Raw genomic sequence first — 15,313 nt, 5'->3', positions numbered from 1 at the left:
GGAGATTTCCGTTACGTTTATGTACGGAACGTCAACGGAGAGGATCCCCATGACCGTCACTGCCCAGACGAGCTACCCGAAGACCAGGCGTATCGCCTTTCGCTTCGACGAGTCCGATTCTGGACAACGGTATTTCGCGAACGACGACATTGTCTTCAGTCATGCCGTGGCCTTCCTGTCCGCGGTATTTCCGCCAGGGGAGGACATCTTCGTGCGGTCGGTGCGCCGGTACCGCGAGAAGATCACCGATCCGGACCTGAAGAAACGCGTCGCGGGTTTCATCGGCCAGGAGATGACTCATGGTCTGCATCACCGTGAGCTCAACGAGCAGCTTTCCGAGATGGGATACCCCACGGCGTGGTTCGATTTCCTCCTGGACAGCACCGAACGGACCGAGGACTTCCTCGATGCGCAGTTCCCGGATCCAGACCGGCTCCGCCTCGTGCGCCATCTGCTGCTGGCTTTCACCGCGGGAGCCGAACACTTCACCGCCGTGTTGGCCGAGCACGTACTGAGCCGCCCCGAGCTGCAGGCCATGATGTCGGATCAGGAGATCAAGAACCTGCTGAACTGGCATGCCATCGAGGAACTCGAACACAAATCGGTGGCGTTCGATGTGTATCAGGCCGTCGGTGGCTCTGAGCGCATGCGTATCGGCATGATGCACCTGCTATCCAATATCGCGTTGCCCTTCATCGTGCTGAGCAGCTGGGTATCCATTGCGACGACCGATAGGACCGCCCGCAGGCAGCCAGTGCGGGTGCTACGCGAGACGGTGAGACTGGTGCGGGGACCACTCTTCCGTGGCTTCTACTCCGCCATGAAACCCTACAAGCGCAAGGGATTCCATCCGGACGACATCGACACCAATGCCCTCTTGGTCGAATGGCAAGAAAGGCTCTTCGGCACCGAGGGTGAACTTGTCGGGCACCTGAAATGACCCTGAAGCACGACGCACGTCTTGTCTACACCACCACCAAACCCGTTGTTCGATCACTGATCACCAACGCCGCCACCGAAATGCGGGCCAAGGTTTCCGGTCGCCGGTTTCCGGGCGTGCAGGAGACTGTTTTCGATCCGATGGACCCGGAGACCGCCGCCAATCCATACCCTGGATATCGCATGCTATTGGCGGGTGGCAGGGTGCATTACAACCGAAAACGCAATGCCTTCATCCTATGTCGCTACGAGGACGTGCGTGCGGCGGCTCGCAACGACGCACTGTTGTCCAACCGCGACGGCGTCGTGCGGGCACGGTTCGAAGTTCCGGTGCTGCTGAACATGGACCGGCCCCGGCACACCGAACTACGGCGGAAGGCGCTGCCCGGGTTCACCCGTGGAGCCCTGGAGGGGTGGGCGCCGACGGTAGACCGGATGGCGGCCGAATTGGTGACGGGGCTCCTGAGTGACCCGGGCGCGGATGTCGTTGAGCACCTGGCGGTTCCGTTACCCATGAGGATGATCGCGCACATTCTCGGCATTCCGCCCGAAGATGAGGCGTTCTTCCGGCATTGGTCCAACGAATCGGTGCGAGTGGCCAATGTCGAGTTCAGCCCAAAGGGCTTGCGGCAGGTTCCGGGAACTCTCAACGGTGTTCGGCACCTGCATGACTACTTCATGACTCAGCTCGGCAAGGGGAACCTGCTGGGTTCGGACACCGTGTTGGGCAAGCTCGTCGCGGATGCCGGCGAGGGACAGATCAGCCATGACGAGCTGTTCTATTTCGCGCTGTTGCTCTTGCTGGCAGGCAATGAGACCACCACCAACCTGCTGAGCACCATGTTCTTAACCATGTCGGAGAACCCGGACCAGTTCGAGGTCATCAGGTCCGATCCGCGGCTGCTTGCCGGCGCGGTCGAGGAGCAGCTGCGCTATTCCTCTCCGATTCAGAACTTCTATCGCACTGCGGCGCAGGATTACCCCGTTGAGGACGCGGTGATCCCGGCAGGTGCCCGGGTGGCGTTGTTGTGGGGTGCGGCCAACCGCGATCCGCGCGAGTTCGATGACCCAGATCGCTTTCTCGCGACTCGCCCGGTGGCCCAGCACGTGGCGTTCGGTTCGGGTGTGCATCTGTGTCTGGGGGCAGGGCTGGCCCGCATGGAAGGGCAAGCGGTACTGCGCGAACTGATCAATCGAGTGCGACGCGTAGAGATCGAGGGCACGCCGAGGTGGACCACCAACAGCTCATTGCGTGGCCTGGAGGAGCTGCGGGTTCGGCTCGTGGCGCGTTAGCCGAGTCCGGCCGGGGTATCGCCGCCCTCGCCCGCCACGGGCTTTCGGGATAGTCCGACAGAACCTGCGTCCGGACTCGTCGAGGTAGCCGCGGCGATCGCCACGGACTCGTCGACGTCGGGATAGCTGGGACGCAGGGCAACAGGCCGCTGAGTCGTGTTGTCCTGCTTGGCCTTACGTGCGGCGGCCATCAAGTTGAGGGCCTCGACCAGGATGGCGAACGCCATCGGACCGTAGATCATCGCCTTGTCGATCTTGATGCCGAATCCGTCGGCGATGAGGAACACCCCGATGAGCAGCAGGAAGGACAGCGCGAGCATCTTGACGGTGGGATGGCGGTTGACGAAGGCGAAGACGAACCGCGATGCGAAGAGCATGATCGCGAAGGAGAGCACCACCACGGTGACGATGATGATCATGTTGCTGGTCATGCCCACCGCAGTGATCACCGAGTCGAGTGAGAACACCAGGTCCAGGAGTAGGATCTGCACTAGTACGGACTTGAATGTTGCTGCACCCGTGGATGTTCCGCTCTCTTCGCCGGTTCCTTCGAGTTTGAGATGTATTTCGTGCACGGCCTTGTAGACCAGGAATAGCCCGCCGGCGATCAGGATGAAGTCCTTGATCGAGAATCCCTGGCCGAACAGTTCGAGAACGTCCTCTTTGAGCGTGATGATCCAGCCCGCCAAGAACACCAACCCCACCCGCATCACCATTGCCAGGGTCAGCCCCAGGTTGCGGGCCCGGGCCTGCTGACCGCTGGGCAGCTTGCTGGCCAGGATGGAGATGAAGATGACGTTGTCGATGCCCAGGACCACCTCCAGCACGAACAGGGTCAGAAAGACGGCCACCAGGTCGGGGGTCAGCGCAAGGGTGAAGTCCACGCCGCGCATGGTACGGGGTGGGGGTATCAGCTGGGTGACGTTTGCGCGCCGCCCCCGAGTCGGGCAGATAAACTCTCTTTGGACCCGCAGTTCTGGGGTGTGTGCAATAGTCGAACCACTCAGTAGCTTACTCTGGAGTAAGTTCGCGTTGACGTCCCAACCTCGGAGGCATCCATGGCCGGTGGTACCAAGCGGCTGCCCCGTGCGGTTCGGGAGCAGCAGATGCTGGACGCCGCTGTGCAGGAGTTCGCCCTCAACGGCTTCCGGGACACCTCGATGGACGCCATCGCCGCGGCTGCCAAGATTTCCAAGCCGATGCTCTATCTGTATTACGGCTCCAAAGAAGACCTCTTTGTCGCCTGCTTACGCCGCGAACTCGGCAGGTTCGTCGAGGCGGTGCGTGGAGATATCGACCTCACGAAATCGCCACGAGACGTGTTGAGCACCACCGTCGTATCGTTTCTCAACTACGTCGACACCCACCGGGCTTCGTGGATCGTGATCTACGGACAGGCCACCAGTACGCAGCTGTTCGCCAAGCAAGTACGCGAGGGGCGCGACCGCATCATCGAACTGGTGGCGCGGCTGATCAAGGCCGCTTCACCGGAGATCGACCCCGACACCGATTACGACGCGATGGCCGTGGCCCTCGTCGGCGGTGGGGAGGCTGTCGCCTCCCGGGTGGCGACCGGCGATATCAAGGTCGAAAGCGCCAAGGACACGCTGCTCAACCTCGGTTGGCGCGGTCTGCGTGGTCGTCCGCGCGATGAGCCGGTGGCCAAGCGCGCCTAAGTTCTCACACCAGGTAGTAGAGCTTTTCCTGGTGTGCCGCCGGGTCCGAAGGCGTTTCAGCCAACCGTGTCTGCGCGTACCGCACAGCCTTCAGCGTCGCCGAGAATTCGCGGTCTTCCTCAGGGAACACCTGCTCTGCGGGGAGCCAATCGGTGAAGCCGACGTTCTGCAGCAGCGCGAGCGAATCCGGTCGCACTCCGGCGAGCAGGACGGTGACGCCCAGCTCTTGCTGCTCTCGGATGAAGTGCTCCAAGCGCTCGATGCAGACCACGTCGGGATGACGTACCCGCTTCAACCTCAGGATCACGACCTTCAGATTCTCGTCGCGGATCCGGGCGTGCAGCGCCTCGAGATAGCGGTCGAGTTCGGGTGCCGCGCCGAAGAACAGCTCGCCCTCCAGGTCGTAGATGACGGGGGACGAGGCGCGAACCGAGCTGGCGGCGTCGGCGGGGTTGTCCTGGGGGGTCCGCTCACGGATCACACCCTCGTCCGTGACGATGAGCTCGGCAGCCTTGAGTTTGGCCGCGCGCGGCACGAACAGCAGGATCGAGAGCACCACACCAACCAGCACCGCGGTGTCCAGGTTCACGGCCACGCCGACCACCGCCGTGATGATGACCAGCCCGGCGTCGTACCGCGAGGCCTTCAGCGCATAGGAAAGGCGCCGGAAGTCGACCAGCCGCACCGCGGTGACCAACAACAGGCCGGCCAGTGCCGCCTGCGGGATGTACCGGAGCAGGGGAGCGAACAGTAGTAGCGCGATGGTTACCGTTGCGGCACTGACTATTCCGGAGAACCTGGTCGCCGCACCGGATTGGTAGTTGATGGCCGATCGGGACAACGAACCCGACCCGGGCAGGCTCTGGAAGAAGCCGCCGGCGAGGTTGGCCAGACCCTCGGCGAGGATCTGACGGTTGTAATCGATCTGCTGTCCGGTGTGGTGTGCGATGGCCTTGGCAATCGACAACGCCTCGATCAGACCGATGAATGCAATGGCCAATGCGCCATGCGAAAGCTCGCCGAGGGTACTCACCTGAACCTCGGGGATGTGGAATTCGGGAAGGCTGGCGGGGATCTTGCCGGAGATCTTCACGTCGGTATGTCCGGTGCCGTCCGGCACCGACCAGCCATAGGCGTACGCGATGACCGCCGTCACGATGAGCACCAGCAGCATGTCGATCTGCGGCAGACCATAGCGTTGAACGAGGCGGCGCAGGAGTATCGCCAACACCACCGCCGAGACGCTCAGGACCAACGCGCGGTAGTTCACGGCATCGCCGTGGAACAAGGTGAGCCAGGCGCGCTGCAGCACCTGCATGTGCCCATCTCCCTTGTCCCGCACACCAATAGCATTGGCCAGCTGGCCGATGGCCAGCAGTAGGGCCGCACTTGCCATGAATCCGATGACGACGGACTCGGAGATGTATCGAGTGAGGTCGCCGAGTTTGAAGACGGCGATGAGGATCTGGATGGCACCGACCAGCACGCCCAGCAGGAACAGGGCTTCGAACAGTCCGGTGCGGTTCTCCGGATCCAGGAATGCCAGCGAGCTGAATACCAGCAGTGAGATGGCGCTTGTGGGTCCGTTGATCAGATGCGACGAGGACCCGAAGATCGATGCGATGGCCGTGACGACGATCGCGGAGTAGACACCGTACTTCGGGTCGACCCCGGCGATGAGCGCATAGGCCATGGCTTGGGGCAGGGATATCGCCGCTACCGTCAGGCCGGCGACGATGTCGCGACGGGCCTTGAGCGCGTCGTAGTTCTCGAATACTCCCAGTGCCGAGGGCATCTAGCGTCCTTGTCTGTCGGAGGCGAAGGTGGTGGTGCCCCGGTCGGTGGTGCGCGGGATGGTCTCGTAGATCCCGTTGTCCGAGAAGAACTTCTGTCGTGCGTCATCCCAGCTGGTCGCGATTGCCGTGATGGGGAACAGATTTATCGCGGGCAGCGTATTGCTGTGGCGAGCAAGGATTTCGGGTTTGATCGGACGGTAACCGCGCTGGGCGGCGACCTCCTGTGCCTCATCGGTGAACAGGTACTCCAGATACGCCTTGGCGATCGCGGCACGCTTGGTGTCGTGCAGATTGGCGTCCACCCAGGCGACCGCAGGCTCTGCGCGGATGCTCACCGGCGGATAGACGATCTCGAGTTCGCCCTTGTTGGCGTTCACCTCGTTGATCGCCTCGTTCTCCCACGTCAGGTGCACGTCGCCGAGCCGTTGAACCGAGAATGTGTTGGTGGCACCGCGCGCTCCGCTGTCGAGCGCGGCCACGTTGCGGAACAGCGCCGTGAGGTAGGAACGTGCGTCCGCTTCGGTGCCTCCGCGCGTCACCACAGAGCCCCATGCCGCGAGCACGGAGAGCTGCCCGTTGCCGGAGGTGCGGGGGTTCGGCGTGATGACTGCGACGTTTTCCTTGGCGAGGTCGGGCCAGTCGTGGATATCGCGCGGGTTGCCCTTGCGCACGACGAACACAATGGTCGAGGTGTAGGGGACGGAGTTGTTGGGCAGCCGCTGACGCCAGTTGGGCGCGATCAGTCCGCGCAGGCTCAGTGTGTCCACATCACTGACGGATGCCAGCGACACCACGTCGGCGCGCTGACTGCCATCCAGGACACTGCGGGCCTGCCGTCCCGATCCGCCGTTGGTGCGCTTGATCTCGATCGTCTTGCCGGTCTTGTCCTTGTACTGCTTGGTGAAGGTGCCGTCGAGGACGTTGTAGAGCTCACGCGTCGGGTCGTAGGACACGTTGAGTAGCTGGTCGGTGCTGTGGTCGGGCAGATTCTTGACCACCACCAGGGTGGCCGCCACGAGGACGGCCACCACGCCGAGGATGTTCAACAAAGGGAGCTGTCGCAGCACTGCGCGCCAGTCGACGGATGGCGTTTCTTGCTGATCCTCGTCCGCTGGCACGACGTACTCCTCGAATTTGCTGCAGGAAATGACGAGCGATCGTAACGAGCGGTTCGACGAAGTGCAGCTGTCGAGATCAGCGTGAGTATTACCCGAGGGGGGCCTGGCAACACTTCTTCGCCGAGTGTCGAGTTGTCGGGTCGCCTTCTCGCGATTTCGCGCGGAAAGTCGAGACTCGGCGAACGCAGAAGGCCCGCGACGCTGTACCGGTCGCGGGCCTTCGACGAGGTGCTATCAGAGCGGGGTGATGGTTCCGTTCAGGTGCGGATCACCCTTTTTGGGATTACGAACGGCGATGTCCCAGCCCTTGCCGTCCTTCTCGATCCACACGCCCACCGAGGCGGGCAGCAGAATCGGCTTGCCGAACTTGACGTCGTAACGCACAGCATCGGGGATCTCGCCCTGGATGTTCCCCAGAACTGCTGCGGCGGTGAACATTCCGTGAGCAATTGCCTTCGGGAAGCCCAGTGCCTTCGCGCCGATCGACGAGGTGTGGATCGGGTTGTGGTCCCCACCCACCGATGCGTACCGGCGGATCTGTCCACCGCTGATCCGCAGTGTCGAGTTCGGCGGCGGCAGTTTGACGGCCTTCGGCGGTTCCGACTTAGGCCCGTCGGACAGGCTGGTGCGCTGCTGACGCAGGAACGTCATGGTCTGCTGCCACACGGTGTCGGTGCCGATCGTGATGTCGGTCAGGACGTCCACCAGCAGGCCCTTGCGATGCTCGCGCAGGTTCTCGGTGCGCACCTCGATGTCGACGGTGTCGGTCGCGGTGATGGCGCGGTGCTGGGTGATGTGGTTCTCCAGGTGCACGGTGCCGATGGCCGGGAACGGGAAATCCAATCCCGTCACCAATGCCATGACCGAGGGGAACTGCAGCGCGAACGGATACGTCACCGGCACCTTGTCGGTGAAGCTCAAGCCGGTCACCTTGGCATAGGCGGCGACGTGTGCGGGGTCGATTTGTACACCGTGGGTCCGAACGACCCTGCTGGGCAGGGTGGACGGGCGGGGGATGAACGGCAGTGCACCCACTGCCGCCATCACCATGTTCTGAATCCCGGACGGCTGAGCCATGGCTAGGCCCCCAGCCAGGACTGGCCGCAGACGCGAACCACGTTGCCGGTCACCGCGTTCGAGGCGGGGCTGGCGAAGAAGGCGATGGTCTCGGCGACATCTACCGGCTCTCCACCCTGGTTCAGGGAGTTGATGCGGCGGCCGACCTCACGGTTGGCCAGCGGGATGGCGGCGGTCATCTTGGTCTCGATGAAGCCCGGTGCGACGGCGTTGATGGTGATGCCCTTCTCGGCCAGTGACGGCGCCAGAGCCTGGGTGATGCCGATCATGCCGGCCTTGGTGGCGCCGTAGTTGGTCTGGCCGCGGTTACCGGCGATACCGGCGATGGAGGCCAGGCCGATGATGCGTCCGCCCTCTCCGATGGTGCCGTTGTCGATGAGGCCCTCGGTAAGACGCTGCGGGGCAAGCAGGTTCACGGCGATGACGGAGTCCCAGCGGGCGTCGTCCATGTTGGCCAGCAGCTTGTCGCGGGTGATACCGGCGTTGTTGACCAAGATGTCGGCCTTGCCGCCGTGGTGCTCCTTGAGGTGCGCGGTGATCTGATCGATGGCGTCTTCGGCGGTGACGTCCAGAGCCAGCGAGGTGCCGCCGACCTTCTGGGCGACGGCGGTCAGGTCATCGGACGGCATGTCGATCGCGACGACGGCTGCGCCGTCACGGGCGAACACCTCGGCGATGGTCTCGCCGATACCGCGGGCGGCGCCGGTGACGATGGCGACCTTTCCGGCCAGCGGCTTGTCCCAGTCGGCAGGCGGGGTGGAGTCGTCGGCGCCCACATAGAACACCTGGCCGTCCACGTAGGTCGACTTGGCCGACAGGATGAAGCGGACGGTCGACTCCAGGCCGGTGGCGGCGGTCTTGGCATCAGGGTGCACGTAGACCAGCTGCACGGTGGCGCCGTTGCCGAACTCCTTGGCCAGCGAGCGGGTGAAGCCTTCCAGCGCGCGCTGTGCGATGCGCTCGTCGGTGGTGGCTGCCTTGTCCGGGGTGGTGCCGATGACAAGCAGACGGCCGGACTTGCCGACATTGCGCAGCAGCGGGGTGAAGAACTCGTGCAGTCCCTTGAGCTCGACCGGTGTGGTGATGCCGGTGGCGTCGAAGACCAGGGCGCCGAACTTGTCGGCCCAGCGGCCGCCGAGGTTGTTGGACACCAGGTCGTAGTCCTCGGCCAGCGCGGCGCGCAGCGGCTCGGCGAGGCGGCCCTCGCCGCCGATCAGCACGGGCCCGGCCAGTGCGGGCTGGCCCTTCTTGTAGCGGCGCAGGTTCTCGGGCTGCGGGATACCCAGGCGGCCGGCGAGCAAGTTGCCGGGCCCGGAGTTGACCAGCAGCGCGTACAGGTCGTCAGTGAGCTTGGGGGACATGTGCCGTCCTTCGTAATTGGTCTAGGGTGAATTCGACAAAGAACTTACTCCAGAGTAAGAATGCTCGGTAATCCTGCCCCCTCAACAGTGGAGAGACAAGTGGCAACTAGCTCGGCACGCAAGTCAGACGCTTCGCAAGGTCGCCGCCGCGTCGCGGTTCTCGGTGGTAACCGCATCCCCTTCGCACGTTCGGACGGCGCCTATGCGAACGCCTCCAACCAGGACATGTTGACCGCCGCCATCACCGGCGCGTCCGATCGCTTCAACCTCAAGGGCGAGCGCCTGGGCGCCGTCATCGCCGGTGCGGTGCTCAAGCTGAGCCGTGATTTCAATCTCACCCGCGAATCGGTGTTGGGCAGCCCGCTATCCCCGTACTCGCAGGCGTTCGACCTGCAGCAGGCATGTGGCACGGGTCTGCAGGCGGCCATCGTGGGTGCCGACGGCATTGCGCTGGGCCGTTACGAGTCGGTGTTGGCCGGCGGTGTGGACACCACCTCCGATGCGCCCATCAACTTCGGTGATGATCTTCGCCACACCCTGCTGGCGATCCGTCGCGCCAAGGACAACGTCACCCGGCTCAAGCTGCTGGGCAAGCTGCCCGCCGCGCTCGGCGTCGACATTCCGCAGAACGGGGAGCCGCGCACCGGGCTGTCCATGGGCGAGCACGCTGCCATCACCGCCAAGCAGATGGGCGTCAAGCGCACCGAGCAGGACGCGCTGGCCGCCGCCAGCCACCAGAACATGGCCGCTGCCTACGACCGTGGCTTCTTCGACGACCTGATCAGCCCGTTCCTGGGGCTGTACCGCGACGACAACCTGCGTCCGAACTCGAGCGTGGAGAAGCTGGCGACGTTGAAGCCGGTGTTCGGTGTGAAGCATGGCGACGCCACCATGACCGCGGGTAACTCCACCCCGTTGACCGATGGCGCTTCGGTGGCGCTGCTGTCCAGCGAGGAGTGGGCCGCCGAGCGTGGCATCCCCGTGCTGGCCTACTTCGTCGACGGCGAGACCGCGGCGGTGGATTACATCAACGGTCCCGATGGTCTGCTGATGGCGCCGACCTACGCGGTGCCGCGTCTGCTGGCCCGCAACGGCCTGACCTTGCAGGACTTCGACTTCTACGAGATCCACGAGGCGTTCGCCTCGGTGGTGCTCGCGACACTGCAGGCGTGGGAGTCGGCGGATTACTGCAAGGAGCGCCTCGGCCTCGACAAGCCGTTGGGCGCCATCGACCGATCCAAGCTCAACGTCAACGGCTCGTCGCTGGCGGCCGGGCACCCGTTCGCGGCCACCGGCGGCCGCATCGTGGCCCAGCTGGCCAAGCAGCTCGCCGAGAAGAAGGCTGAGACCGGTAAGCCGGTGCGCGGACTCATCTCGGTCTGCGCCGCGGGCGGCCAGGGCGTGACCGCAATCCTGGAAGCCTGAGCGACCTAAGCACCTCATCGAGACCCCCGGTCATCGGCACTACGCCTGTGACCGGGGGTTTTGTCATTCCCGGAATCTGGTCAAAAAAAGTTTCAAGATTTTTCGGAGAGGCTGTAACGCTCTGGAAGTAGGTGTCGATACATGGGTAGCCTCGCGCCACCGTCCGACCCCCCGACCCGACGGCGGCGCGGGGCTACCTAATTTTTTGGGCAGCCCGGCCGGTACGGCTACGAAGTCAGCAGACCGTATGCCATGCGTTTGAGGCCCACCCGCAGTTGTTGGAGATCGATCGGACTTCGGTCGGTCTGGAAGAACATCAGCGTGGTGGTGATCGCCGAGTTGATGAAGAGCCACGCGATCGTCTCCGCTTCCAGATCAGCGTGGTACTGATCGCGATACTGCTGAACATGCAGGGTCATCATCGTCTGCATCAGTACCGGCATATTCGAGCTGGCCTCGACCTCGCGTGCGAACTCGGGATTCTCGTTGAGATAGCGCAGGGTAGGGGCGTTGTCGGTGGTGAATGCGATCAACATGTCGATGGCGGAGTCCATCATCTGATGCGGTGGCGCCAGTGCGTTGGCCGCCAGCGCTGACCGGACACCCGGCAGCTGTCGGTCAGCGGCGTCCCGGATCGCGGCCATGATGATGTCGTCTTTGGTGCTGAAGTACTGATAGATCGAGCCCTTGCCGATACCCGTGATGGCGGCAATGCGGTTGGTGGTGATCGCCTCCGGGCCTTCGGTGCGCAGCAGCTGCCCGGTCGCCATCACGATTTTTGCGACCAGTTCCCGCGATCGCTGCTGCTGTGGCGCCTTGCGCAGCCGTGAACTGCGATTTTCCGATGCCATGACGGCCCCCAGACGAGACTTATATGCGACCTGGTGTTCACGTTAGCTTCTCGGGTAACGACACAAGGAGGTTTCGTTGTGACTGCACTGGTGGAGTCCCCGGCAACGCAGGGCCCGGTTTCGCGAGATTGGGCGCAGCCGGTGCCCGAGCTGTTCGATCCCCTCGGTGTGACCGCGTCCCTGGGTGGGCAATGGCTGTATCTGCCCGCTGTCGGTGCGGCGTTCATCATGCAGGGCATGCACCCGGTGATCGGGGATGTGACCGATCGGTACTCGGTGGCAGATCGAGACCCGGCGGGCCGGGCCATTCGTTCTTTCGACGCAGTGCAGCAGTGGATCTTCGGGGGTAAGGCCGCGATCGAACAGGGTTACTGGTTACGCACGATGCACAAGCCGCTGCAGATGCAGGGTGAGAGCGGCGGGAGGCAGGGTAAGCACATCAGCGCCCTGGACCCGGAGGCGTACGCCTGGGTGATCGCGACGGCATATGTGGCGGGGCGCCGGGTGACGCCGCGATTCCTGGGACGGGACCTGACCGACGAGGAAGACGAGCAGCTCTTTCAGGACAATCGTCTACTGGCCCGGATCACTCAGGTACCCGAGCGTGGGTATCCCAGAACCCGCGCAGAGTTCTGGGAGTACTACGACCGCATGGTCGGGCAGGTTCTGATCAATCATCCTGCGGTCGCAGAGAATCTGGGGAAACTGGTCGATCCTTTGAGCGGCATCGAGGATTCACTGCTGCTGCGCCGGCTCCCGCGTTGGGTTCCCTCGAGTCTCGTGGTCGCAGCGTTAAAGCCCGTGCTGGCACCGATTTCCCGCGTTTTCTTTGTCCTGACTTTCGGGGCCATGGATCAGCGGGTGCGGGACATTCTCGGCGTCGCCTGGACCCAGCGGGATGAGCGTCTGCTGCGTAGGCTTTTCACCGCCTATCGTGCCGCCGCTCGGGTGCTGCCCGAGCGTGTCACCTATTCGCCGCTTGCCTACCATGCCCGCGAACATCAGCGAGTGATCAACCGGATGCGCGGCCGTGAACTGGCCAATTTCGCAGCGCACGACAAGGGCGAACCATCTGCTGTCCGGCGTGCCCAGCGGGCCAGTGCATGACGTCCTATCGTCGTTCTCACGCCTCGGTGATACGCAGCGTGCCAGGGGAATTCGAGCCCTGCGTGGTAGAGGTGGAAGATCCGCGGCCCGGCGAGATTATGGTCCGGATGGCGGCTGTCGGTCTGTGTCATTCCGACGATCACATCGCTACCGGAGACTTCCCCGTGGAGATGCTACCGATGTGCGGGGGCCACGAGGGTGCCGGCGTTGTGGAGAAGGTGGGCGATGGCACAACGCAATTCGCCGTCGGAGACCACGTGGTGCTGACGTTTCTTCCCGCCTGCGGCCGCTGCCTGTGGTGTTCGCGCGGTATGCAGCAGCTCTGTGATGCCGGTGCCTATGCGCTCACCGGATCCAGATTCGACGACCCCACCAGTTACCGGCTGCGTCTCGACGGGCAGCCGTGTGGGCAGCAGCTGGGGCTCTCGGCGTTCAGCGAGTACACCACCGTCTCGGTCCAGTCCGCGTACAAGGTTCCCCAAGATCTTCCATTGAATCGGTTGTGTCTGTTGGGATGTGCGATGGGCACCGGATGGGGCACCGCCGTCAACGCCGCCGCGGTCAGGCCCGGGCAGACGGTGATCGTGATGGGCCTGGGTGGAGTCGGCGCCGCCGCAGTCCAGGGGGCCGCGCATTCCGGAGCGGCGAATGTTCTGCTGGTCGACCCGGTGGCGTACAAGCGTGAGGCGGCAAAAACATTCGGTGCGACTGAGGTGTTCGCGTCGATGGAGGAGGCAGCCGATCGGGCCCGCTCCTATACCAACGGTCAGGGCGCGGACGCCACCATGATCACGGTGGGCCGGATGGAGCCGGGCGATCTCACGGCCGCCGTGGACTCTATCCGTAAGGGCGGCACGGTGGCGATGACCAGCATGGGCGCCTTCCGTCCCGAGGATGTTTCACTGGATCTGAGCATGGTCACGTTGATGCAGAAGACGATCAAGGGCGTCATCTACGGGAACTGGAGCCCGTTTGAAGCAGTGCCCACCATGCTGGCGCTCTATGCCAGCGGCGAACTCAAGACGGACGAGATGGTGACTCGCACCTATGCTCTTGACGAGATCGCACAGGGCTATCGAGATATGAAGCAGGGTAAGAATATTCGTAGCATTGTGGAGTTCGGGTAGTCAGGCCGCCACCGTCACAAGCCGCTTCGGATATCCCGTCGCCCCATCGGGTACGGGGGACGCGATCTGATCGGTCTGCACCGCTCCGGTGCCGTCGGTGGCCCGTGCCGTGATGATATGTTCACCCGGTGTCGCCTGCCAACCGAACCACCATTGCCGCCAGGTGTCGATCGAGTACTCGGGGGCAAGCGTTGCGGACTGCCAGGGGCCGTCGTCGATCTGTACTTCCACCTTGGTGATGCCCCGGTGCTGGGCCCACGCCGTGCCTGCCACGATCTGAGTACCTGCGCCCAGGCGGCCGCCCGTCCGGGGCGTGTCGATGCGACAGCCTGTCTTGATGGGGCCCCGCTCCGACCAGCCGCGAACGGTCCAGTACGCCCGTGCGGTGTCGAATCGGGTGATTTCCCAGTCGACAACCCACTTGGTCGCGGACACGTAGCCGTACAGCCCGGGCACCACCTGCCGGACCGGGTATCCGTGCTCGACGGGAAGTGGTGTCCCGTTCATCGCAATGGCCAAGATGGCGTCACGGCCGTCGGTGAGTGCATCGAGTGGGGTGCCGGCCGTCCAGCCGTCGGCGCTCTTTGACAACAGCATGTCTGCATCACCGTGGACTCCAACGGATTCCAGGATTGCCTTGATGGGAAAGCCGGTCCACATCGCGTTACCGATCAAATCTCCGCCGATCTCGTTGGAGACGCAGGTCAGGGTGACGGCGCGTTCCGTTGCAGCCATGGCGTTCAGGTCTGCCCATGTCAGGATGCGCGGGCGGTCGACCATGCCGTGAATGCTGAGCTGCCACTCGGCGGTGGTCAGCTGGGGCACCCGCAGCGCCGTGTCGATGCGGTAGAAGTCCGTATTACCGGTGATGTAGGGGGCCGCACCTTTGACGTTGATGCCATCGGGCAGCGGCGGAGCGGGCGCGACGGGTGCGGGCAGTACGGCGTCGCGGCGTTCCTCGGCGACGACGGCACCCTTGCTCCAGCGGTTGCCGAGCCAGTAGGTGCCCGCTGATCCGAGGGCGAAAACCGCTGCTGCTCCGAAGAATTTGCGTCGGTCGGCCGCGTCCTGGCCATCGGCACGGCTCACCAGGGCTCGGAGCACGAGCACTCCGGCCACGGCCGCGATCACTGATGGCCAGATCCAGGTGAACGCCCCGGTCGGCCGGGTTACCGCGGCCAGTGCGCCGACGATACCCAGCGCCGCGATAAGCGCCGAGCCATAGCGGCGTTCTCGCTCCACGAGACCGGCGGTTGCCGCGAGTAGGGCGATGATCGCGGACAGGCACGCGAATAACACGGCTTTGTCGGAGGTGCCGAAGACCCCGATCACCCACTCGCGTATGGCCGCCGGGGTGTGGTCGACGACCATATTCCCGACCGCGAAGAAGGGCGCGGAATCCGGTGCGACGGCTGCGGCAGTGAGTTGTCCGGCCGCCAGTGCGGCGCCTGCGGCGATAAGGCCCGCGATGATCCGTCGTGCTGCCTGCTCCATCGTCACCTCCGTTTGGGGTCCACTCTTCTCCTGCTTTCAACGAGCCGCC

At 63.9% G+C, this 15,313-nt stretch carries 13 protein-coding genes; 6 read left to right on the top strand and 7 right to left on the bottom strand.

Annotation, left to right across the window (positions count from 1 at the left end; genetic code table 11):
* Nucleotides 1–49 precede the first annotated feature (49 nt).
* Nucleotides 50–940 carry a metal-dependent hydrolase gene (locus BB28_RS22340; protein ID WP_046255100.1) on the top strand — a complete coding sequence of 297 codons (891 nt, stop codon included), beginning with the start codon at nucleotides 50–52 and terminating at the stop codon, nucleotides 938–940.
* Nucleotides 937–2,232 (top strand): cytochrome P450, encoded by a 1,296-nt coding sequence (locus BB28_RS22335; RefSeq protein ID WP_046255099.1) that lies wholly within the window; start codon nucleotides 937–939, stop codon nucleotides 2,230–2,232. The genes BB28_RS22340 and BB28_RS22335 overlap by 4 nt, the downstream gene beginning before the upstream one ends.
* Here the strand turns inward: BB28_RS22335 and BB28_RS22330 are convergent.
* A complete protein-coding gene (locus tag BB28_RS22330) occupies nucleotides 2,229–3,116 on the bottom strand; it encodes a TerC family protein (protein WP_046256088.1) in 888 nt (295 codons plus the stop codon). The genes BB28_RS22335 and BB28_RS22330 overlap by 4 nt on opposite strands.
* A gap of 174 nt (nucleotides 3,117–3,290) precedes the next feature.
* Between BB28_RS22330 and BB28_RS22325 the strand changes: the two genes are divergently transcribed.
* Nucleotides 3,291–3,908, top strand: coding sequence for a TetR/AcrR family transcriptional regulator (locus BB28_RS22325; protein ID WP_030097306.1), 618 nt, complete (start codon nucleotides 3,291–3,293; stop codon nucleotides 3,906–3,908).
* Between the two features lie 4 nt (nucleotides 3,909–3,912).
* Here the strand turns inward: BB28_RS22325 and BB28_RS22320 are convergent, their stop codons facing one another.
* From BB28_RS22320 to BB28_RS22305, 4 genes are all read right to left on the bottom strand, one after another.
* On the bottom strand, nucleotides 3,913–5,703 hold the full coding sequence (locus BB28_RS22320) for a SulP family inorganic anion transporter (protein ID WP_046255098.1): 1,791 nt from the start codon (nucleotides 5,701–5,703) through the stop codon (nucleotides 3,913–3,915).
* Nucleotides 5,704–6,822: a sulfate ABC transporter substrate-binding protein gene (locus tag BB28_RS22315; protein WP_046255097.1), complete on the bottom strand. Its 1,119-nt coding sequence runs from the start codon at nucleotides 6,820–6,822 to the stop codon at nucleotides 5,704–5,706.
* 234 nt (nucleotides 6,823–7,056) lie between these two features.
* On the bottom strand, nucleotides 7,057–7,899 hold the full coding sequence (locus BB28_RS22310) for a MaoC/PaaZ C-terminal domain-containing protein (RefSeq protein WP_046255096.1): 843 nt from the start codon (nucleotides 7,897–7,899) through the stop codon (nucleotides 7,057–7,059).
* Nucleotides 7,900–7,901: 2 nt separating this feature from the next.
* Nucleotides 7,902–9,260 carry a 3-oxoacyl-ACP reductase gene (locus tag BB28_RS22305; protein ID WP_046255095.1) on the bottom strand — a complete coding sequence of 453 codons (1,359 nt, stop codon included), beginning with the start codon at nucleotides 9,258–9,260 and terminating at the stop codon, nucleotides 7,902–7,904.
* Between the two features lie 99 nt (nucleotides 9,261–9,359).
* On the opposite strand from BB28_RS22305, the gene BB28_RS22300 reads away from it, so the two are divergent.
* Nucleotides 9,360–10,685, top strand: coding sequence for an acetyl-CoA C-acetyltransferase (locus BB28_RS22300; protein WP_046255094.1), 1,326 nt, complete (start codon nucleotides 9,360–9,362; stop codon nucleotides 10,683–10,685).
* Nucleotides 10,686–10,912: 227 nt separating this feature from the next.
* Here BB28_RS22300 and BB28_RS22295 read toward each other — a convergent pair whose 3' ends face one another.
* Nucleotides 10,913–11,536 (bottom strand): TetR/AcrR family transcriptional regulator, encoded by a 624-nt coding sequence (locus tag BB28_RS22295; RefSeq protein WP_052740330.1) that lies wholly within the window; start codon nucleotides 11,534–11,536, stop codon nucleotides 10,913–10,915.
* Between the two features lie 78 nt (nucleotides 11,537–11,614).
* Between BB28_RS22295 and BB28_RS22290 the strand changes: the two genes are divergently transcribed.
* Nucleotides 11,615–12,643: an oxygenase MpaB family protein gene (locus tag BB28_RS22290; RefSeq protein WP_052740328.1), complete on the top strand. Its 1,029-nt coding sequence runs from the start codon at nucleotides 11,615–11,617 to the stop codon at nucleotides 12,641–12,643.
* Entirely contained in the window at nucleotides 12,640–13,770 is a 1,131-nt protein-coding gene (locus tag BB28_RS22285) for an NDMA-dependent alcohol dehydrogenase (RefSeq protein ID WP_046255093.1), read from the top strand. The genes BB28_RS22290 and BB28_RS22285 overlap by 4 nt, the downstream gene beginning before the upstream one ends.
* Here BB28_RS22285 and BB28_RS22280 read toward each other — a convergent pair whose 3' ends face one another.
* Nucleotides 13,771–15,264: a molybdopterin-dependent oxidoreductase gene (locus tag BB28_RS22280; protein ID WP_046256085.1), complete on the bottom strand. Its 1,494-nt coding sequence runs from the start codon at nucleotides 15,262–15,264 to the stop codon at nucleotides 13,771–13,773.
* Nucleotides 15,265–15,313: the final 49 nt, after the last annotated feature.

It is taken from the genome of Mycobacteroides chelonae CCUG 47445 (assembly GCF_001632805.1).
GTDB lineage: Bacteria > Actinomycetota > Actinomycetes > Mycobacteriales > Mycobacteriaceae > Mycobacterium > Mycobacterium chelonae.
Note: the sequence above shows the minus strand (reverse complement) of the source record. Positions and strands in the feature narration are given on the sequence as shown.